Raw genomic sequence first — 20,446 nt, 5'->3', positions numbered from 1 at the left:
CCCGTCATCCAATGCCATTGTGTCCACGATCTCCTCGTGGACACAATCAATCATGACGATATCAGTGAACAGGTGCAGGGCTTTGCGCGCTTACGGTTCACGGTCGCAAAATGCGACACATACGCCGTCTGGGCGATAGTGGTGTAGAAACCGGACAGATCCATCACGGTCGCACCGAGCGTGAAACGATCCGTGTCGTAATCCACCGAGCCCATGAAACGGCTACGCGAATCCGTGGCGACGATGTCGGTGATCGGTGCACCGGCAGCGCCCTGCAGCTTGTCGGTCAGGATGTAAGTGCCGGCGGCGCGAACCGTCAGGGTCCCCTTCCCAAGGGCGAACGGCTTGGAGACATCATAATCAATCCCGCTCTGGATCTTGCGCGATACGTTCACGCGCTGAAGCACGGCGATCCAGTAGACCTGCGAGGGGATAATCCCGCCATCGACCGCCAGAACCGAGCTGTACTTGGTCACCTCCGGCGAGCTGGGCGTGAACGGCTGAATTACGCCGCCGACTATGGGAGCAAGAATGCCATATTGCGCGAAAGCGGGGTTGGAGAAAGTCGATCCCGGACCGTTGAACGGAATGCCGATGAAGTCCTTGAAGTCGACATGATAATATGTCGCCGACGCCTTGAAGCCGCTCCAGGCCTGGGGCTTGAAATCGAACCCGAACGAGTAGTTCTTGGAGGTCTGCGGCCGCAGATTGGGCGAACCGCCCGCCACGATCAACCCCGGAAGCGAAGTATACTGATTGAGGGTCGGATTGCCCGACGGCGGGAAGTTGGGCGAGCCCGCACTGCTCAACTGAAGGCGGGTATCGACAGCACCGGAGGTCGTGTCACCCAGCGACGGGGCCTGAAATGCCGTGCTGTAGTTACCAAAGATGCGAATGGCATCGACGGGCTTCCAGTCCGCGCCAATCTTGGGGTTGAAGGTGCTGCCAACGTCCGAATAATCATCAACACGTGCGGCAAGGGAAAGCGAGAGCTTCTTGGCGAGCGCGAATTCGTTGCCGGAGCCCACGACAGGCACGAACAATTCCGCGTAAGCCGACTTGATGTTGCGCGACGCCGATCCATCGCCCCGCGACAGATAGCCGGTCAGTGTGCCGGTCGAATCCAGAACGCTGTTGGGCGAACCCACCCGGCGCGAGCCGACCTGTGATTGCCAGATAAAATCGGTGCCGACAGCTACGCGGACATCACCGCCCGGAAGGCCAAAGAGCGGGCCATCGACCTTGGCACCGATCTCATAGAGGCGCTGTCTGGAATGCACGACCTCGTTGCCGTCAGCAATCTGAGACAGAACCGCCGAGGAAGTGCGGTGACCGAACGGGTCAAACGCGGTCGCCGTCGTGGTTGCGGCCAGAGCGTTGCGATAGGCAACATTATCCAGCGACTGCCCAAAAGCGTTGTTGTTTGTCTGACCTGCGGTAGCGAACATGTTAAGCCCGAAATCACGCGGCAGTTTCGCGTTCAGACCGACGCTGGCCTGCATAGCCTCCATCGAGACATGGCGCTGGAGACCGTCACCGAATTCGGTGGTGGGGCGATAGGCCAGCGTTTGAGTCACACCCGAAGTGTTGTAGGGATTGGCAGCCGCCATGGGGAATGAGAGGCTGGGCTGGAATTCCTGCGAGTCGCGGGTTTCCTTTGAATAGAGCAGATCGCTCCACAATTCGACCGTCGGCGCCAGGTCCTGACGCAGAGTCGCGAAAATGCTGCCACGACGCTTGCGAGGCTGAATGTCGGCCAGATTGGTGGTGTCGCAAAGCGGGGCCGCACCAAATTGCGCGATGCCACACTGGCTGCTGTTATTGTTGGTGTTCAGCGCGTTGTAATAGTCGCGGTCGCTGCCGCGCAGGCGCGAGCTTTCGGTGTATGATGCCGCAACAACGAAAGAACCGGACGACCAACTCGTCCCGATACGCTGGCTCAGGTCAAAGGTGTTGAACTTGCTCGCGGTTGTATAGCGAGCGGATGTTTCCATCCCATCACCCTTCTTGCGCGTGATAAAGTTGATCACACCGGCGACCGCGTCCGACCCATAGATCGAGGACGCGCCATCGGGAATGATTTCAACCCGGTCAATGGCTCCAGGCGTGATGATCGAGGCATCCACGATGCCGGTCAGAATCCCGCTCGGCACCACACGGTGGCCGTTGATCAGCAGCAGCGTGGCGTTATTGCCAAGGTTGGGGCGCAAAGAGGTCGCCGCAACAATCGAACCAAAGGTGGGCGAGCCGGTAGGGATCGTGCCAAATTGTGCAACCTGCGGCACCTTGGCCAGCACATCCGACAGGCTGCTGGCGTTGGACTTCTTGATATCGTCAGCGCCTACCGAGAGGATCGGCGAACCGGTCGGCGCAACGCCGCGAATGCTGGTACCTGTTACGATAATTTCGGCCGCTGACACATTGTCCGAGACAGTCGCGGCTTGCTCCTGTGCGAATACTGCTCCGCTCAAAGCGAAAAAAGAAATGGAGCAAAAAATACAGAATTGGAAATTTTATTCATTTAACCCTCCTCCTTGAAATATTTTAAGGTTATTAAAAATAAGTCAGATCGTCTGATTATTGCTGGCTCGGCAAGGAACATGTCGCATCATAAGAAATAGCGCGACCGCAACTATGACCATTGCCACCGCGATAGAGCTGTGGAAGCCCGCTAACCCCCAAGCGCCCGCCACCATTGCGCCAAAGAGCACGCTGGCGATGGCACCAAGGCGTCCTACGCCGGTCGCCATGCCCACACCCCTGGCTCGCAAAGGAGCCGGATAAATGCTGGAGGCAAGCGCATACAGGCTGCTCTGAACGCCATTGACGCAGCCGCCTTCAACAGCAATCAACAGGAACATGCCGACCAATGGAAGTTCGCGATGGGATAACGTAGCCAACGCCAGAGCGGCCGCTGACGCCACAAGTGACATCACCACCATAACCCACCGCGAACCGAAACGTCCGATCATCGTGCCGGCCGTCAGCGCAACGACGACACCGCCCATGTTGAAGGCCGCCAGACCCCGGGCTGCCTGAGCAATGTCAAGGCCACTCTCGGTCAGCAGAACGGGGAGCCAGTTGAATGCCGCGTAAACCGAAACCAGCGCGAAGAAGAACGCAGACCAAATCAACAAGCTGTCCCTCAGCCATGTAGGCGCAATGATAGCCGAGAGCGGAAGTTGCTGGACCTTCGAGTCCGACGCGGACTGCATGAGTGCATGGATGTCCATGTGCACCCCCATCCTGCGCAAGCTGTTCTGAATCCGATCATCACTCGCCCCGGAACACAAAAGAAAAGCTACAGATTCCGGCACAAGCAGGATCAGAAAAACAGCCAACGCCAGCGTGCATCCGCCAGCGATGAAAAACAGCGCCTGCCATCCCGTTGTGGGCAGGATGAAGGATGCGCCCACACCGCCCAAGACGCCGCCCAAGGGCACACAGACGATGGAAATGATCACCGCCAGACTGCGATGCCGGGCAGGCGTAAATTCAGCAACCAATGCGGCGGCGTTGGGAAATGTTGCCCCCAAACCGATGCCCGCGACGAAGCGCAAAGCGGCAAGCTGAGAAGGCGACCCGACAAATCCGATCAGCAATGTCGCCGCACCAAACATCACAACGCTGATGACCAATGCCATCTTGCGCCCCATGCGGTCGCCAAGCACCCCGCCGCCGATCGCACCGATCAGCATGCCCAATTGTGCAGCGGCCAAAGCGCCCCCCAGCGCGGATTTGGTCACGCCCCAATCCCTCATCAATCCGGGAAGGGCAAAGCCAAGAGCCTGATTGTCAAAACCATCCATCAGGATCGCCAGCGAGACCAGCGCCAGCAACAGTTTTTGCGAAAGGCCCCAAGCGTTGTCGTCGATGATCGAGCTCATGGCGCCCTGATTCTGCGGATTTTCTTGCGACACGGCCATCAGTCCAACGGCACGCCGACAACAGTCGAGCGCAAGCCGTCCTCCAGCAAATGGAAGGGATGCGTGAAAGCTCCGGCAACATGGCTTTTGAAGACGTCCCCTTGAGGCCGCATGCCGAACACCGTCCGGGCGCTAACGGCGCAAACTGCACCATAGCCGATGGCCATTACTCTCATAAACGCCTCCCATCTCGTCACATTTTCTGCAGGGCGACCTAAATCCGACTGCCTTTCGGCAAACGACCGCCCAGATAGAATTGGACCGCTCCATCTCCCCATCGCAGATTCTGTGATCAGCGATTCTGAGCGTTTATGCACTATTTTGGTTTTATGGCAAACTAAAATTTTTGTCGTCCGACCTACTGCCATCGCCGCAATACATGTGGGCTCCACCCATCAGGAGCTCTGCCATCGTGCCACCCCTCTCCTTTTGAGAGTTAGATCACTGCGTAGCCTGATCGCATGGAGCTATGCCTGCACACCTTCATCAATTTAGACCTATTGTTTTGTTTTTTTGCTATTTATTATATCACCTCCTAGGGCGCGAACCCATTCCCCTGCCCCGCCCGCCCTCCTCCAATCAGCCTGATAACACCTCTTGCGCGATTAAAACGCACGAACGAGTACATCCCGCCGGATCGCCACCATCTTTGTTTGTCGACCTATTAAATCTATATGCGCCTGATTGACCGCCAGTCCATATTTGCTAAAGTGGGCACAATCACTCTCTTGCAATCATTTTCAATCACAACATGAGCGCAAGGCAGACAAAACCAGGCAAGTGAGAGGTCGGAAAGTACGATTTACGCCGGTACGGCTTGGCAAGAACGGGGCACACTCTAACCGATGGCGCATGCGCGTAAGTCGGAGCCAGATACCCCTCCATTCGACGCGCAAGATTATCCTTTCATATTTCAAGTCTGCTGCACGGGAAGAACGTACACATGATCTTCAATCGCTCGCTGCTCGCCGTCACACTGCTGGCCTCTGCAGCGCCTTTGGCGGCAGCGACCGAGCCAACAGCCCCACCTGCCGCAACGCAGCCCAGTCTTGACCAGCAATTTCAAGAGCCCCCGCAGGCGGCCCGCCCGCGCGTGTGGTGGCACTGGATGAACGGCAACATCACCAAGGACGGCATCGCCAAGGACCTCGCCTGGATGAAACGGGTGGGCATCGGTGGAGTTCAAAACTTTGACGTGGGGCTTGCGACGCCAACTATCGTTCCAAATCGCCTGCCCTTCATGACGCCGGGCTGGAAGGATGCCTTTCGTTTTGCAACATCAGAAGCCGAAAGGCTGGATCTTGAATTGGCAATCGCGGCCTCTCCGGGATGGTCCGAAACCGGCGGGCCATGGGTCAAGCCCAAAGATGCGTTAAAGAAGGTGGTCTGGAGCGAACTGATCGTAAAGGGGGGCAAACGTTTCACCGGTCAACTTCCCTCCCCCCCTCATAACTCGGGAACCTATCTCGACCTTCCCGTCGCCGCAGGGATTCCCATTTTAAAAACAGCTCCAACCTATGTTGTGCCCGAACTCTATTCCGATTTCGCAGTCCTTGCGGTTCCCTGCGCGCCCGATGACGGGGCAAGACCTCGTTATGAGTTGAACGGCGCCCCCTTGGATGCAGCCGCGCTTTCCGACCACAACTTGCGCAGCGGGGTTTCGCTGCCCGGCGGCCTTCCGGGCATGCCGGTCATTGTGACAGCCAACTTTGCAGCGCCGCAGCCTATCCGGTCTGCTACCTTGTTCATTGCCGGAGCCAAGGCCATGCACGCCTCGCCAAGCTATGAGGCAACACTTGAAGCCAGCGGCGATGGCAAGAATTGGCGCCAGATCGGCATGTTTGCCATGAATCAGGCGCCCACGACCATCAGCTTCCCCGAAACAACCGCAGCGCACTTTCGCCTGACCATAATCTCGCTTGTTTCCCAAGCCTCCAACCCAAGACAGCCTGTGCCCGGGCTTGCCTCCAGCAGCCCAAGCGGATCCGCCCAAATCCCCAAGCCGATTGACCTGCGCCAGTTCGTGCTTTCGTCGCAAGCGAAAGTGGATCAATTTGAAGCCAAGGCCGGATTTGCCATCGAGCGCCACTACTTTGCGCTTGGCCTTCCCGATCCTTCGGCCGTCGGCCCGGCGCCAACCCGGACTATCGACCTCACGTCCCGGATGAAAGCGGACGGATCGCTCGATTGGGTGCCGCCTAAGGGCTCTCATTGGAAAATTTTGCGCTTCGGTTCATCCCTTGTGGGCACGACAAACAGCCCTGCGGCAGCCGAGGCGACCGGCCTTGAGGTGGACAAGTTCGACGCTTCGGCGGTCCGGCGCTATCTCGAACATTATCTGGCGATGTATCGCGAGGCTACCGGCCCTGCCCTGTTCGGAGAACACGGCTTGCGCGCTTTGGTAACCGATTCCATCGAGGTGGGCGCGGCCAATTGGACGCCGCAAATGGTCAGCCGCTTCAAGCAATTGCGTGGCTATGATCCGACCCCATGGTTTCCCACTCTCAGCGGGGTGCTGGTCGGAACGCGGGAGCAATCCGATCGCTTCCTGTGGGACTATCGCCAGACGCTGGCCGACCTGATGGCATCCGAGCATTACGGCACGATCGCCAAGGTGGCCCACGAACAAGGCTTGAAAGTCTATGGCGAGGCGCTGGAACTTGACCGGCCATCGCTGGGTGATGACATGGCCATGCGCAGCCACGCCGACATACCGATGGCAGCGTTGTGGACCTTCGGACGGCAGCAGGGGCCCAATCTGAGCCACATCGCCGATATCCGGGGTGCAGCTTCGGTGGCGCATGTGTTGGGCAGGAATCTCGTCGCCGCAGAATCCATGACATCAGCATCAGCGCCATGGTTCAATGCCCCCAACGACCTTCGACGAATTGTTGACCTCGAATTCGTGAACGGCGTGAACCGGCCGGTTATTCATACATCGGTGCACCAGCCCGTGGATGACCGAATACCCGGACTGTCGCTTTTGATTTTCGGGCAATACTTCAATCGACACGAAGCCTGGGGCGAAATGGCCCGGCCATGGATCGATTATATCGCCCGCAGCTCGCTGCTTCTTCAGAGCGGGCGAAATGTTGCCGACGTTGCGGTGTTTTATGGTGAGGAAGGCCCGCTCACGGCGCTCTATGGCCAGCCAGCCACTCAAGAAGCGCCGAAATACCATGCGTTTGACTTCCTGAACAGGGACAGCCTTTTCACAGCCGTCAAGGCTGAAGGCGGCGAACTCGTCAGCAGTGGCGGCGCGAGATACAAAGCACTTTATCTGGGCGGGTCGAGCCAGAAGATGACCATTGCCACTTTGCGACGGATAGCCGAACTGGCCGACGCCGGGGCGACCATCATCGGCATGGCGCCAACCACGTCGCCTTCGCTTGAGGATGATCCAAAGGCCTTTTCGGCGCTGATCGCTCGTATGTGGGGTGACGGCCAAATTACCAAGGTTGGCGCGGGGCGCGTGATCGCCATGCAAAACCTGGACGATGCGCTTGAGCGCATGGGGGTGAAACCCGACTTCAAGGTGGAGGATGCAGCGCCTGACGCCGAAATCCCATTCGTTCACCGCGCGCTCCCCGAAGGCGACCTGTGGTTTCTGGTCAACCGAAAGAATCGCCCGGAACATTTCTCTGCCCGGTTCAGAATTGCCGGCAAGTTACCCGAACTTTGGCATGCAGACACAGGCCGCATCGAACCGGTCGGCTACACTATCGAAGGCGATGAAACTGTCGTGCCTCTTGACCTGGCGGCTGAAGAGTCCGTCTTCGTGGTGTTCCGCAAACCGGCGCGTCAACCCCAACTTGCCCTGTCCAGACCGCTCCTGCAGAAGGTAGCAACTCTTATGGGACCATGGACCGTGCAGTTTCAGCCCGGACGCGGTGCTCCAGCGGCCATTCGCCTGGAAACGCTCCATTCCTTGTCCGACCATCCCGATAAGGGGGTGAAGTATTTTTCGGGAGAAGCGACCTATCGCAACACCTTTACCCTGCCCAAAAGCATCGAGGCAGGTGCCGCTCTTTGGCTGGATCTGGGCAAGGTATCGGAAATTGCCGAGGTCAAAATCAACGGGCAGCCGGCAGGAAGCGTGTGGCATGAGCCATACCGTGTCGAGCTTGGCAAGCTTGTTCACAAGGGTCAGAACAGCATCGAGGTCAAAGTCGCCAATCTGTGGGTGAACCGCCTGATTGGCGATGCCCAGCCCGGTGCGCAAAAGATCACATGGACCGCGACATCGACCTACAGGCCCGATGCGCCATTAAAACCCTCGGGTTTGATTGGGCCGGTCACTTTGGAAGCAGATTCTCCAAGCTCTTCCGATGTAACAAAGGCGCAATCGACATTTATACAATAGAAATTGTGTCTTGAGCTCGACTTTGTACGATTTTGATCAGGCCCAGATCCAGAAGATGCTGTTGATTGCAACGTGTTCGAGAGCCTGATCAAGCGGTAGGATGCCACCACCCATGTCGTCGATGTCTTCCCATTTCCGCCGATGTGAGCAGTAGGCGATCCGGAACTCCTCACCTGTGCCGGTTGGCTTGAGACGCGCGATCGGTGCCTCGGTTGCCGGCAGATACGGTGGTATGCGCCTTTGTCTTCGTACCAGCCAACGCCACCGCCAGTGGCTGCAAGCATGGCGCCCATGCTTCACTGCGCCCAGCTGGGAGCATGTCCTCGTCCTGGTGATGGGAGCCCTGCTGGCACCGGGCAAGCGGACTGGCAGTTCCTGCCTGCGCATGACCGGCCGAGCCGAAGCTGCCAACTTTGCAGCTTTCCATCAAATCTCAACCGCGCTCGTTGGAGTTCGCGTGCTGTCGCCAGACGATTGCCGGCCATCGTGGTCGAACGGTTTGTGCCCGATGGGCCTGTTGTCATCGGTCTGGATGACACCATCAAGCGCCGCTGGGGTCGCCGGATCAGCGCGCGTGGTATCTATCGGGACCCGGTGCGTTCCACTCACGGTCACTTCGTCAAGGCCAGCAGGCTGCGCTGGTTGAGCTTCATGGTGCTCCCCCCGGTGCCGTGGCCCCGCCTGATCAAGGCTTTACCGGTCCTGACCCCGTTTGCCCCTTCGGAGCGATCCAACCTTCAACGCGGCTGTCGTCACAAGTTGCTGACAGACTGGGCACGGCAAGGCGCTCTTCAACTGTCTCGCTGGCTGCCAGGGCGACGGATCATCTTCATCGGCGACAGCAGCTTTGCCGTACACGAACTGGCTCACGCCATCACGCGACGAGCCACGCTTATCAGCCGGCTGCGGTTGGATGCCAGCCTGTTTGCGCCGCCCGCGAAACGAACATCGCGTACAATGGGACGGCCCGTGCAAAAAGGTCCCGCGCTGCCAAAGCTCAAGACCCTGCCGTCCGACCCAGCGATAAGCTGGACCAGTATTGTCGTCTCCGCGCGGGACGGCCATGCTGGCGGCAAAACGCTCGATATCACATCCGACACTGCCTTGTGGTACAGACCAGGTACCCCAGTGATGCCGGTTCGATGGGTCCTTGTCCGAGATCCCGATGCGAAACGTGAGCCACAAGCTTTTTCCGCACCGACGTCACACTTGAACCTGCCGACATCATCGCACTGTACGTCCGCCGCTGGCAAATCGAGGTCACGTTTGCCGAAACTCGGGCCCACCTCGGTGTCGAGACACAGCGCCAGTGGAGCGATCAAGCCATAGCCCGAACCGCCCCGGTGCTACTGGATCTCTGCAGTCTCGTATCACTATGGGCCTGTGATCTGCTTACCATCAGCAGGCCCCCTTACGCAGCCGCATGGTATCGAAAAACCGGTCTGACTTTCACTGACGCCATCGGCGCCGTCCGCCACAAAATCTGGCTCGGCGACATTAATCAATACTCCCCGCCAAACCGGGAACCGCAGTTTATTCCGGCAACTCGCGTCTTGCGCATGGTGCAGGCGCCATACTTCGCGGCGTAAACGTACAAAGTCGAGCTTAGGCCCGCAGCACCTACAGACCAGATAGAGTTGACATGAACTGTTTTCGGCGGCTTTCGAGCCCACAAAATCATGTACCATGACATGTATCGCGATTTTATCTTGACCTTCGGCAGCAAAGATCTGAGAGTGCTAAAGGTTTCAGATGTCTGGAACTTTCGGAAGGCTAGAGTGGGGTCAGGAAACCCCGGGCTAATTTTGGTACCGGCACTTTATGGCCATTCATCAGCAAAACCTAGCACCCAAAACAATCGATTGTTAGCTCGTCGCTGAAATTCAAAATCCGAGTGAAATGTGGGATCGCGGCGCAGGCTACGTGACACCTCCGTGCGAAGGCAGGACGCACCTGCCCGTGAGCAGGAGAAAAATCACCTCCAATTTTAGTTTACATTTTCCCTTGACAGTTTGAGTTTCCGGTGGCAATTGCCCGCTCGGTTTACAGGGATATTCCTTATAAATCAAAAAACAATGGTGGACTCTTAATCAGCGGGTCCTAGGTTCGAGCCCTAGTGCGTCCACCACCCTTTCCCGACAGATCACTTTTCATTTGCCGCGATGGTCGATAGTGGCGGCGCCATGGCCCATATGCCCTCCCCCTCGATAAAGCGCCTGCCGGGCCTCGAACTGCTGCGGCTGGTGGCGGCCTCGTGTGTGCTGCTGCTGCATGTGCGGGCGGTGTTTGGCGGGCAGAGGGTGTTTGGGCTGGGCTATCTGGGGGTCGATTTCTTCCTGATGCTTTCCGGCTTCCTGATGGCGCGGGTGCAGGAGCCAAGGCTGGCCCATGGCGCGGCGCCGTGGTCATTTCTGCGGCGGCGCTTCTGGCGGCTGTGGCCGATGATGGCGCTGGGCGGGTTGATCGGCCTGCCGCGCCTGTGGCTGCGCTCGGCGGATCTGCATAATTTCCTGCTGGCGGCGCTGCCCAATATGGCGCTGCTGCCGGTGTGGTGGTGGACCTTTTCCTTTCCGCTCAACATTCCGGCATGGACGATGACCTGCGAGCTGGCCTGCAATGCCGCGCATGTGCTGGGCCTGTGGCGGCTGCGGCGGCGGTGGCTGATCGCTCTGGCGGCGGGGTTGTTGGCGGCGGATGGCTGGATCTCGTGGCATTTCCACGGGCTGGACGTGGGGCCCAGGAGCGACAATTTCTTCTGGGGCGTGCTGCGCTGCCTTGCGGCCTACGTGCTGGGCATCGTGCTGGCGCGCTGGTGGCAGGAAGAGCCCGCGGTGCCGATCCCATGGTGGGTGGCGCTGCCGCTGATGCCTGCGCTGCTGCCGCTGGTGTGGTGGACGAAGACGCAGGGGTGGTGGTTCGACATCGGCTTCGTCGTGCTGGCCTGCCCGCTGATGATCGCGGGGGCCATGCGACTGGACAGGTTTCATCGCGCCGCCATGTGGCTGGGCCAGATTGCCTTTCCCCTGTTCGCCCTGCAAATGCCCATCCTTCAGGGCATCCGGCAATTGGGCGGCACCTATTGGATCGGGCTGGGCGTGGCGGCGGCGGCGGGGGTTCTAGTGGCGGTTTTGGCCGCGCATATATCCACGTGGCGCATACTAAGAAGAAATAATGTGATGGCGATGTGATGCCCCTCTTGCAATCACAGCGCCATGTGATTACCTCACATTCATGACACAGAACATCATCGATCGCGTTCGCCGCCTCGTCAACGAAGGGGGCATGACCCGCGCCGGTCTGGCCCGCGCCGCAGGGCTTCATGCCAACACCCTGCGCGATGTCAACGAAGCGGAATGGAACCCCACCGCCGAAACGCTGGGCAAGCTTGAGCGTTTCCTTGACGAAAGCGACGAGACCCCGGTGCTGGTGAGCATCGAGGAAATCATCGAGGAAGCCCGCAACGGGCGGATGTACATCCTTGTCGATGACGAAGATCGCGAAAACGAAGGCGATCTGATTATCCCGGCCCAGATGGCCACCCCTGCCGCCATCAACTTCATGGCCACCTATGGCCGCGGCCTTGTCTGCCTTGCCCTCTCGCATGAACGCGTGGACCAGCTTGGTCTGGAGCCAATGAGCCGCCGCAACGGCACTCCGCTGGGCACGGCTTTCACCGTTTCGATCGAGGCCAAGGAAGGCATCAGCACCGGCATTTCCGCCGCCGACCGCGCGCGCACCGTCTCGGTGGCCATCGACGGCAGCAAGGGCCCGGCCGATATCGTCAGCCCCGGCCATGTGTTCCCTCTGCGCGCGCGTCCGGGCGGCGTGCTGGTGCGCACCGGCCATACCGAGGCGGCGGTCGATATTTCGCGCCTTGCGGGCCTCAACCCTTCGGCCGTCATCTGCGAGGTGATGAGCGATGATGGCACGATGGCGCGTCTGGACGACCTGCTGCTCTTTGGCCGTCAGCATGGCATCAAGATCGCCACGATCCGCGACCTGATCGCCTATCGCCGCAAGCATGACCGCATGGTCAGCCTGAAGTCGGAAACCTCCTTCAAGAGCCGTTTCGGCGGCGAATGGCAGGCCCGCGCCTATGCCAACAAGGCGACCGGTGAGGAAAATCTCGTCCTGCTCAAAGGCCGTATCGACCCCAGCAAGCCGACGCTGGTGCGCATGCATTCCACCTCGATGTTCAGCGATTTGCTGGGCGAGGACAGCCCGCGCGCCAATCTGCTGCACCGCTCGATGGAAATCATCGGCGAGGAAGGCGCGGGCGTGATCGTTTTCGTCAACCGTCCGCATTCCGAAGTGTCCAAGTCCTTCGAATATCGCCAGCTTGCGATTGACGGCAACACCAAGCCGCTCGAAGAACTGCGCGATTACGGCGTGGGCGCGCAGGTTCTGGCCGAGCTGGGCATCCATGAGCTGGTGCTTTTGACCAATACGCATCATACGCTTGTCGCGCTGGAAGGTTATGGGCTGACCATCACCGAAGAACGCCGCATTGCTTGATTGAAGGACCTATCATGGCCAAGTTTCTGATTGTCGAAGCCCGCTTCTATGACCACCTCAACGATATGCTGGTCGAAGGCGCGCGGGCCGCGCTGAAGGCGGCGGGGCATAAGGTCGATGTGCTGACCGTGCCGGGCGCGCTGGAAATTCCGGGCGCCATCTCGCTGGCCGAGGCTTCGGGCGAATATGAAGGCTATGTGGCCATCGGCGTGGTGATCCGGGGTGAGACCTATCACTTCGAAATCGTGGCGGGCGAAAGCGCGCGCGGGATCATGGCGCTGACCATGGACGGCATTGCCATCGGCAATGGCATCCTGACGGTCGAAAACGAAGAGCAGGCCATCGTGCGCGCCGACCCCAAGCAGAAGGACAAGGGCGGCGAAGCGGCCAAGGCGGCCCTCGCCCTGCTGGCGCTGAAGGAAAAATTTGGCGCGTAAAACGCCGGACAGGACATGAAAAAGGGCGCGGTGGTCATCCCATCCGCGCCCTTTTCTTTTACCAGACCTTCACGCGCTTGGCCGGCGGCAGATAGAGCTTGTCGCCCGGCTTCACATTGAACGCCTTGTACCATGCATCCAGATTGCGCACCGTCAGCGCGCGATATTGCCCCGGCGCATGGCCATCGGTAGCTATCTGGGCGCGCAGCGCCGCCTCGCGCACCTTGGTGGCCCAGCTTTGCGCAAAGGCGAGGAAGAAGCGCTGGTCGCCGGTCATCCCGTTGATGACGGGCGCGGGCTTGCCCTTGAGCGAGGCGTGATAGGCATCGAGCGCCGCCGCCAGCCCCGCCACATCGGCAATATTCTCGCCCAGCGTCAGTTCGCCCTGAACATGCAGGCCGGGGAACGGCTCATAGGCGCTGAACTGATCGGCCAGCGCCTTGCCCGCCTGTTTGAACCGCGCCATATCCGCAGGTGTCCACCAGTCGCGCAGGCGGCCCGAAGCGTCGAAGGCCGCGCCATTGTTGTCAAAGCTATGGCTGATTTCATGGCCGATCACCGCGCCGATCGCACCATAGTTGAAGGCCGCATCCGCCGCCGGATCATAGAACGGCTTTTGCAAAATCGCGGCGGGGAAATTCAGCGCGTTCTGCACCGGCAGATTGACCGCATTGACCAATTGCGCATTCATCCACCATTCGCCCCGATCCATGGGCTTGCCGATCTTGGCCAGTTGCAGGCGATATTCGTTGAGTCCCGCCGCCTTGGCATTGGCATAGGCCTTGTCGGGGCTGAGTTTCAGCGCCGAATAATCCTTCCAATGGTCGGGATAGCCCACGCCCACGACAATGCCGCGCACCTTGGCGATGGCTTCCTTCTTGGTGGCGGGCGCCATCCAGTCGAGCCGTCCGATACGGGTGGCAAAGGCCTCCTTGATGCCCGACACCATGCCCTGAATGCGGGCCTTGTCGCCGGCAGGGAAATATTTGGCGACATAGAGCCGCCCCAGCGCATCGCCCAGTGCGCCGTTGAGCGCTGCAATTGCCCGGCGCTCGCGGGTCCGCTGAACCTTCACGCCCTGCAGAGTGGCGCCGTAAAAGGCAAAGCGGTCATCGTCGATCTTCGTAGGCAGGACCGAGGCATATTGGTTGATCTGGTGAAAGGCCAGCCAATCCTTCCACACATCCAGCGGTTCGGAAGCGACCAACGCGGCGATGCGGGGGATCGATTGGTCGTGGAAAGCGGCGAAACGCTCCTGATGCGCCAGACCGGCGGCGGTGAAGAAAGCCTCCCAGTCCAGCCCCGGCGCCTTGGCGGCGAAATCGGCGCGGGTCCATTCGGCATTGGCGTGCTGAAAGTCCTCGCTTTGCTCGCGGCTTTCATGAGCCTCGGCGATTTTTGCTTCCAGTTCGTAAATCCTGCCCGCGCGCACTTCCGCTTCGGCCGGAGTGGCGGCCAAACCAGCATCGGCAAGGATCGTGGCAATATAGCTGCGGTACTTGGCACGAATATCGGCCATCTTCGCATCGGTCGAACGATAGTATTCGCGTTCGGGCAGGCCTAGCCCCCCCTGCAATACATAGGGCATCACCGCCGTGCCATTAAGGGATTGGGTGATGAACAGGCCGAAAAGGTTCTCGGTCTGAAAATCGGTGGCGTTAAGGGGATCTACGTCGGCGCGTACCTGCGCGCCCAGCACACGGGCCAGATCGCCCCTGTTCGCAATCGCAGCAAATGCGGCCAGATCACTCTGCACCGGAGCCATGCCCGCCGCGTTGATCGCCCCGGTATTCAGATAGGCGCGATAGTAGTCATGGATCAGCGCGGCATCACTGCCGGGCTTGGGATGGCCCGCCACCACATCGGCCACCAACGCGGTGATTCGCTTTTCGGTCGATTGATCGGCGATATAAAAGCCACCAACCGAGGCCCGATCAGCCGGGATTTCGGTTTCGCGGGCCCAAACACCATTGGCGAAGAGGTAAAAATCGTCTCCGGGGCGGACAGAACGATCCATTCCGGATGCATTCAACCCCACCGAAGCCCCCTTGGGCGCCCCCGCCGCATGGGCCATCATCGGCATGGCCAGCGCCAACGGGCAAAGGCCAAGTGCCAGCGCCCGACGAAAATCTGCAATCTTGGGCATTATCCTGTCCTTACAATATAATAGCGCCACCCCTCCTGTCGGGCGTCCCTGCATAGAGCCCGCAAGACAGAGCCAGTCAACAAGTTACAATGATGTCAGTAAGGCCGTCATGGCGCTGGGGATAGGCCAATCGGCGGGTTTGAATAGTCCAAATGAGGCGAATCTGCACAAGACACCAACATATCTGACGATCTACATAGTGGTAATCACCTAGCGGCCCTTGTTCAAATGCGAACCACACCCACCTATCGGCCAGTATCAACCACCAACAATGCCCCGATGCAGAGCAATCGGCAAAGCGGCGCAATGTCCAGAAACAGGGATAGCATGGACCGGACGAATGACACCCTCGCGCTGATGCAATGCCTGCGCAACGCACTTGATCGGCTGGACGCCATTAATGCCTTTACCGCAGCTGCACACTTGGACGCTTGTTTGCATGCTCTGAGCGATTACTTCATTTCCGACGAAAATCACTCGAAAGGCGATTAATCGGTATTACCCCTAATATTCCCAACACCCCTGCTTGAGCTAAACTACGCAGACACCAGTAGCTATTTCTGCTGCTGCCATGTTTTGCTGCTAGCACGGGGGACATCGCAAGGGATGAACTGGACCGACAGAAATTCTGCCGCTCTGGCCGGGGCGGCTCCTCAAATCTGGAAAGAGCCCGAGGGCAGCCAGCCCGTCAATCAACGCCTGCGCACATTGGCGCAATCGCTGCTCAATGCCGCCATGGAACTGGAAAAAGCGCCTCCTGCGGTGCCTGTCGAAGATGGCGGAGCCGGTATCGCAGCAAGGCCGAAATCGGACCCGGCCGAACAGGCCCAACAGCTTTATCGCGAACGCCGCCGCCGGATCGAGGCGTTTGGCGACGACACGCTGTTTGGCGAACCCGCGTGGGACATCCTGCTCGACCTGTTCGTAGCCGGAGAGCGCGGCAAGCGCGTGGCCGTAACCAGCGCCTGCATCGGCTCGGGCGTACCCAGCACGACGGCGCTGCGCTGGCTCAACGTTCTGGAACTGCGCGGGATGGTCGAGCGCGAGGATGACAATCACGATGCGCGCCGCTCCTTCGTCCGCCTGACCGCCAAGGCGCGCGCGATGATGCTCGAATATTTCGCCAATCTCTAAGACACCTTCAGGGCAAAACAAAAGGGCGGGGAGCATCAGCCCCCCGCCCTTTCCTGTTCCGGTGCCCGGAAGGCTTTTTAGACCTTCAGACGGCCAAAGGCGCTCTTGCCCGCATAAAGCGCGGCAACGCCAAGCTGTTCCTCAATGCGGATCAGCTGGTTATACTTGGCCAACCGGTCCGAACGGGCCAGCGAGCCGGTCTTGATCTGACCGCAATTGGTGGCAACGGCGAGGTCCGCGATGGTCGCGTCCTCGGTTTCGCCCGAACGGTGGCTCATCACGGCGGTGTAGCCCGCGCGCTGCGCCATCGAAACGGCTTCGAGCGTTTCGGTAAGCGTGCCGATCTGGTTGACCTTCACCAGCAGCGAGTTGGCCAGCCCCTGATCGATGCCCATCGACAGACGCTTGGGGTTGGTCACGAACAGATCGTCGCCCACCAGCTGCACCTTGTCGCCGATCAGATTGGTGAGTGCGGCCCAGCCTTCGAAATCGTCTTCGCTCATGCCGTCTTCGATCGAGATGATCGGATAGTCGGCAGCCAGCTTGGCCAGATATTCAGCAAATTCGACCGGGCTGAGCGAGAGGCCTTCGCCGCTGATCTCATACTTGCCGTTCTTGAAGAATTCGGTCGAGGCGCAGTCGAGCGCGAGCAAGATGTCGCTGCCCAGCTTGAACCCGGCCTTTTCGATCGAGGTCGAGACGAAATCGAGCGCGGCGCGCGTGCTGGCGATGTTGGGGGCAAAGCCGCCTTCGTCACCAACGGCGGTGGCCAGACCCTTTTCGTGCAGGCCCTTTTTCAGCGTGTGGAAGATTTCCGCACCCCAGCGGACCGCCTCGGCAATCGAGTCGGCGCCGACCGGCATGATCATGAATTCCTGGAAGTCGATCGGATTGTCGGCATGTTCGCCGCCGTTGATGATGTTCATCATCGGCACGGGCAGAACATGGGCCGAAACGCCGCCCACATAGGAATAAAGCGGCAGGCCGCGCGCATCGGCCGCAGCCTTGGCGGTGGCCAGCGAGACGCCCAGAATGGCGTTGGCGCCAATGCGCGCCTTGTTGGGCGTACCGTCCAGTTCGATCATGGCCAGGTCGATGTCGCGCTGATCTTCGGCATCGACGCCGACGAGCGCTTCGTGGATTTCGGAATTCACCGCTTCCACCGCCTTGGTGACGCCCTTGCCCAGATAGCGGCTCTTGTCGCCATCGCGCAGTTCAACCGCCTCATGCGCGCCGGTGCTGGCGCCCGAGGGCACGGCGGCGCGGCCAAAGCTGCCATCTTCGAGCAGCACATCGACTTCGACCGTGGGATTGCCACGGCTGTCCAGAATTTCGCGAGCGTGGATGTCGATAATCGCGGTCATGGCGTGTTCATCTCCTCTCGGACACCTTTCAGATGCCCTCAAGACGATTCCCTTAGCAGCGGAACCTTGGCAGGCAAGGTGCATTGCAGCATGATAGGAGCGAGGCGAGAAAATCGATGCGAATTCATCACGCGATTCTCTACGCCCCGCCCAAGAGAAGGATGATAAGCCATGGCCGATGAAACCAACGCTCTTGTTGCCGACGCCGCCCAAGCCGTTACCGAAACGGCCGACGGTGTGAAGGCCAAGTTCAGCAAGGCGATTGACGACGCGCGCGCGGGCGCCCTCGCGCTGGGCAAGGATTTGCAGGAAAAGGCTGCGCCCTATACCGAAAAGCTTTCAAGCGGCGAATTGCTGGCCGAAGCCAAGGCGATTGGCGAACAGGCCAAGGAACGCGCGCTGCATCTGGCCGCCGACGGCAAGGTGAAGGCAAGCGACGCGATCACCTCGCTGGGCAAGGTCGTGGCCGACAATGCGGGCCTTGTCGATGACAAGCTGGGCGAGAAATATGGCGATTATGCCCGCAGCGCGGCCCGCGCGCTTCAGGAAACCGGCGCCAAGCTGGAATCCAAGGATCTGGAAGAGCTGGGCAAGGAAGCCACCGAATTTGTGAAGAAAAATCCGGTGATCGCCGCCGGCGCTCTGATCGCTGTAGGCTTTGCCCTGACCAAGCTGCTGGGCGGCAAGAGCGACGAAGAAGCATAAGCCGAAAGGCATGAAGCGGAAGGCGCCGGGGCGGCCATGCGCTGCTCCGGCGCCTTTACGCAAGCATTGAAGGGGGCCTGATGCCCAAGCATCGGCAAGACAGCAGCGAGATCGACGAGCCCAACGACGAGCCGAGCCTCGAAGAGGATGTTCGTGGCCTTTTCACATCGACCCGCGCGGCATTTGACAGCGAGATCGAATATCAAAAGGCGCGCGCCGGAATGGCTGTGGGCCTTGTGCTGCGCATTGCGGGGCTGGCGGCGCTGGCGCTGGCGCTGGTGTTTTTCCTGCTGATGGCCGTCATCATGGGCTCGCTGCTGGGGCTGGCCTCGGTGGTGGGGCCGTGGGGTGCGATGGGGATCGTAGCGGCGCTGCTGCTGCTCATCACGCTCTGGAGCGTGATGAAGGTCAAGCGCGCCATCCGCAGGCTGACCGCGCTGTTTTCCTCCTCGGAGGATGAGGCATGAGCCCTGCCGAGGAAAAACTGGCGCAATTGCGCGCCGCGCGCGATGCTGCCCGCGCCGAATTTCTCAGTCGCTCCACCCGCATCCGCGCTCTGGCCGAGCCGGGCGAGTTGGGCCGGCGCCTGTCCAATGACATACAGGTGCAGGGACGCAAGGCACTCTCGCAGGCGATGGAGATTGCCGCCGACGAGCGCGGTGTGCTGGCGGGCACCTTGACCGCGCTGATGCTCTGGCTGGCGCGCAAACAGATCTTTGCCAAGGCGGTCGAACTGGCCCCCAAGGCCAAACCGGCATGGGCCGAGGCGCGCGAAAGATTGCAATCAGGCCTGTCGAAAATCCGCGCCCGCCTGCCCGGAAAGCGCGATGGGGTATAAAACTTGCGCAAAACGCAATCAGAATATGCTTGATTTCAACCTTGGTGGTGCTTGCTGATCGGCTTGGCCCGATGCTATGGCAAAGGCTCAATCCTCCAATTTGCTGGAAACAAGCCATCATGTCCCAACTTCTCCACCTCGTCATCGGCGGTCGTGTGCGTGACCCGCAGGGCCTCGATTTCGTGGACCTCAGCGCGCTCGATTATGTCGGCGTGTTTCCCGATTACGCTTCGGCCGTGGAAGCATGGCGCGGCGCGGCACAGCGCAGCGTTGACGATGCCGAGATGAAGTATGTCGTCGTTCACCTGCACAAGCTGCTGGAACCCGGCCACGAGCATTGATCGACACTGATCGGTTTGCATCGGCCCAAATGAAAAGGCCCCGCTGATTGGCGGGGCCTTTTCATTTGGGCGGTCAGACGCGGATCAGATGAATTCGATCTTTTCCACCACATAGAAACGCTCACCCGCAGGCACGCGCACCTCGATCTCGTCCTCGACCTTCTTGCCGATCAGCGCCCGGCCCAGCGGTGAGACATAGCTGATCCGGCCCAGTTTCGCGTCCGCCTCATACGGGCCGACGATCTGGTAACGCACCGGCTTGTCGTCATCGTCCAGCAAAGTGACGGTGGCGCCAAAAATGATCCGGTCGCCCGAAAGCGAGGTGGGGTCGATGATCTGAGCCCGGCTGATCTTGTCTTCAAGATCGGCAATCGTGGCTTCAACCTGCCCCTGACGCTCCTTGGCGGCGTGATATTCCGCATTTTCGGAAAGGTCGCCATGCGCGCGCGCTTCCTCGATCGCGTCAACGATCCGGGGGCGCTCTTCCCGCAGCGCCTTCAGCTCGGCCGTCAGCTTTTCATAGCCAATCGCCAGCATCGGCAGCTTTTCGATACTTGCCATCCGTGAAACTTCCTTCATGGCCCTTCCCTCCGCCAGGACAGTCAAAGGCTCCGCCCCGCATTTTGATGAAAACGCGGGGGTTTGCCTTCCAACTTTTGCGGAAAGGACGTGGTCGG

Annotated in this window: 16 protein-coding genes; 11 read left to right on the top strand and 5 right to left on the bottom strand. The window is 59.8% G+C overall.

The genetic code is table 11. From position 1 onward, the window contains the following. Window positions 1-50 precede the first annotated feature (50 nt). Both FHW96_RS20495 and FHW96_RS20490 read right to left on the bottom strand, forming a co-directional pair. Window positions 51-2,471: a TonB-dependent siderophore receptor gene (locus FHW96_RS20495; RefSeq protein WP_172342436.1), complete on the bottom strand. Its 2,421-nt coding sequence runs from the start codon at window positions 2,469-2,471 to the stop codon at window positions 51-53. A gap of 93 nt (window positions 2,472-2,564) precedes the next feature. After that, window positions 2,565-3,926, bottom strand: a complete 1,362-nt coding sequence (locus FHW96_RS20490) for an MFS transporter (RefSeq protein WP_172342435.1) — start codon at window positions 3,924-3,926, stop codon at window positions 2,565-2,567. 943 nt (window positions 3,927-4,869) lie between these two features. On the opposite strand from FHW96_RS20490, the gene FHW96_RS20485 reads away from it, so the two are divergent. From FHW96_RS20485 to ribH, 5 genes are all read left to right on the top strand, one after another. Beyond that, window positions 4,870-8,289, top strand: coding sequence for a glycosyl hydrolase (locus FHW96_RS20485; protein WP_172342434.1), 3,420 nt, complete (start codon window positions 4,870-4,872; stop codon window positions 8,287-8,289). 474 nt (window positions 8,290-8,763) lie between these two features. After that, on the top strand, window positions 8,764-9,618 hold the full coding sequence (locus FHW96_RS20480) for a transposase (RefSeq protein ID WP_253951113.1): 855 nt from the start codon (window positions 8,764-8,766) through the stop codon (window positions 9,616-9,618). Between the two features lie 854 nt (window positions 9,619-10,472). Then, window positions 10,473-11,477 (top strand): acyltransferase, encoded by a 1,005-nt coding sequence (locus FHW96_RS20475; protein WP_172342433.1) that lies wholly within the window; start codon window positions 10,473-10,475, stop codon window positions 11,475-11,477. Between the two features lie 43 nt (window positions 11,478-11,520). Continuing rightward, on the top strand, window positions 11,521-12,804 hold the full coding sequence (gene ribB, locus FHW96_RS20470; protein ID WP_172342432.1) for a 3,4-dihydroxy-2-butanone-4-phosphate synthase: 1,284 nt from the start codon (window positions 11,521-11,523) through the stop codon (window positions 12,802-12,804). Window positions 12,805-12,818: 14 nt separating this feature from the next. Beyond that, the gene (gene ribH / locus FHW96_RS20465) at window positions 12,819-13,241 is read left to right on the top strand and encodes a 6,7-dimethyl-8-ribityllumazine synthase (protein ID WP_168602557.1); all 423 of its coding nucleotides are present in this window, start codon (window positions 12,819-12,821) and stop codon (window positions 13,239-13,241) included. Between the two features lie 58 nt (window positions 13,242-13,299). Here ribH and FHW96_RS20460 read toward each other — a convergent pair whose 3' ends face one another. Next, window positions 13,300-15,387 (bottom strand): M13 family metallopeptidase, encoded by a 2,088-nt coding sequence (locus FHW96_RS20460; protein ID WP_172342431.1) that lies wholly within the window; start codon window positions 15,385-15,387, stop codon window positions 13,300-13,302. Between the two features lie 327 nt (window positions 15,388-15,714). Here FHW96_RS20460 and FHW96_RS20455 point away from each other — a divergent pair, with 327 nt between their 5' ends. Continuing rightward, window positions 15,715-15,879: a hypothetical protein gene (locus FHW96_RS20455; RefSeq protein WP_172342430.1), complete on the top strand. Its 165-nt coding sequence runs from the start codon at window positions 15,715-15,717 to the stop codon at window positions 15,877-15,879. A gap of 114 nt (window positions 15,880-15,993) precedes the next feature. Then, a complete protein-coding gene (locus tag FHW96_RS20450; protein ID WP_253951112.1) occupies window positions 15,994-16,521 on the top strand; it encodes a MarR family winged helix-turn-helix transcriptional regulator in 528 nt (175 codons plus the stop codon). Window positions 16,522-16,598: 77 nt separating this feature from the next. Here FHW96_RS20450 and eno read toward each other — a convergent pair whose 3' ends face one another. After that, window positions 16,599-17,885, bottom strand: coding sequence for a phosphopyruvate hydratase (gene eno / locus FHW96_RS20445; protein ID WP_172342429.1), 1,287 nt, complete (start codon window positions 17,883-17,885; stop codon window positions 16,599-16,601). Window positions 17,886-18,056: 171 nt separating this feature from the next. On the opposite strand from eno, the gene FHW96_RS20440 reads away from it, so the two are divergent. The 4 genes from FHW96_RS20440 to FHW96_RS20425 all read left to right on the top strand — a co-directional run bounded on the left by FHW96_RS20440 (window position 18,057) and on the right by FHW96_RS20425 (window position 19,769). Further along, window positions 18,057-18,590, top strand: a complete 534-nt coding sequence (locus FHW96_RS20440; protein ID WP_216650982.1) for a hypothetical protein — start codon at window positions 18,057-18,059, stop codon at window positions 18,588-18,590. 80 nt (window positions 18,591-18,670) lie between these two features. After that, complete coding sequence (locus FHW96_RS20435; RefSeq protein ID WP_172342428.1) at window positions 18,671-19,057, top strand: phage holin family protein; 387 nt, start codon at window positions 18,671-18,673, stop codon at window positions 19,055-19,057. Next, complete coding sequence (locus FHW96_RS20430; RefSeq protein ID WP_172342427.1) at window positions 19,054-19,428, top strand: hypothetical protein; 375 nt, start codon at window positions 19,054-19,056, stop codon at window positions 19,426-19,428. The genes FHW96_RS20435 and FHW96_RS20430 overlap by 4 nt, the downstream gene beginning before the upstream one ends. A gap of 119 nt (window positions 19,429-19,547) precedes the next feature. Next, window positions 19,548-19,769 (top strand): DUF4170 domain-containing protein, encoded by a 222-nt coding sequence (locus tag FHW96_RS20425; protein ID WP_172342426.1) that lies wholly within the window; start codon window positions 19,548-19,550, stop codon window positions 19,767-19,769. Between the two features lie 84 nt (window positions 19,770-19,853). Here the strand turns inward: FHW96_RS20425 and greA are convergent, their stop codons facing one another. Next, window positions 19,854-20,330 (bottom strand): transcription elongation factor GreA, encoded by a 477-nt coding sequence (greA, locus tag FHW96_RS20420; RefSeq protein WP_168602550.1) that lies wholly within the window; start codon window positions 20,328-20,330, stop codon window positions 19,854-19,856. Window positions 20,331-20,446: the final 116 nt, after the last annotated feature.

Origin of the sequence: Novosphingobium sp. SG751A (assembly GCF_013149295.1) — a bacterium.
In the GTDB taxonomy this organism is placed as follows: domain Bacteria; phylum Pseudomonadota; class Alphaproteobacteria; order Sphingomonadales; family Sphingomonadaceae; genus Novosphingobium.
Note: the sequence above shows the minus strand (reverse complement) of the source record. Positions and strands in the feature narration are given on the sequence as shown.

Excerpts from the sequence above, each read along its gene's own strand:
- FHW96_RS20490 (WP_172342435.1), bottom strand. The coding sequence starts at position 3,926 with ATGGCCGTGTCGCAAGAAAATCCGCAGAATCAGGGCGCCATGAGCTCG.
- FHW96_RS20485 (WP_172342434.1), top strand. The coding sequence starts at position 4,870 with ATGATCTTCAATCGCTCGCTGCTCGCCGTCACACTGCTGGCCTCTGCA.
- FHW96_RS20475 (WP_172342433.1), top strand. The coding sequence starts at position 10,473 with ATGGCCCATATGCCCTCCCCCTCGATAAAGCGCCTGCCGGGCCTCGAA.
- ribB (WP_172342432.1), top strand. The coding sequence starts at position 11,521 with ATGACACAGAACATCATCGATCGCGTTCGCCGCCTCGTCAACGAAGGG.
- ribH (WP_168602557.1), top strand. The coding sequence starts at position 12,819 with ATGGCCAAGTTTCTGATTGTCGAAGCCCGCTTCTATGACCACCTCAAC.
- FHW96_RS20460 (WP_172342431.1), bottom strand. The coding sequence starts at position 15,387 with ATGCCCAAGATTGCAGATTTTCGTCGGGCGCTGGCACTTGGCCTTTGC.
- FHW96_RS20455 (WP_172342430.1), top strand. The coding sequence starts at position 15,715 with ATGGACCGGACGAATGACACCCTCGCGCTGATGCAATGCCTGCGCAAC.
- FHW96_RS20450 (WP_253951112.1), top strand. The coding sequence starts at position 15,994 with ATGAACTGGACCGACAGAAATTCTGCCGCTCTGGCCGGGGCGGCTCCT.
- eno (WP_172342429.1), bottom strand. The coding sequence starts at position 17,885 with ATGACCGCGATTATCGACATCCACGCTCGCGAAATTCTGGACAGCCGT.
- FHW96_RS20440 (WP_216650982.1), top strand. The coding sequence starts at position 18,057 with ATGGCCGATGAAACCAACGCTCTTGTTGCCGACGCCGCCCAAGCCGTT.
- FHW96_RS20435 (WP_172342428.1), top strand. The coding sequence starts at position 18,671 with ATGCCCAAGCATCGGCAAGACAGCAGCGAGATCGACGAGCCCAACGAC.
- FHW96_RS20430 (WP_172342427.1), top strand. The coding sequence starts at position 19,054 with ATGAGCCCTGCCGAGGAAAAACTGGCGCAATTGCGCGCCGCGCGCGAT.
- FHW96_RS20425 (WP_172342426.1), top strand. The coding sequence starts at position 19,548 with ATGTCCCAACTTCTCCACCTCGTCATCGGCGGTCGTGTGCGTGACCCG.
- greA (WP_168602550.1), bottom strand. The coding sequence starts at position 20,330 with ATGGCAAGTATCGAAAAGCTGCCGATGCTGGCGATTGGCTATGAAAAG.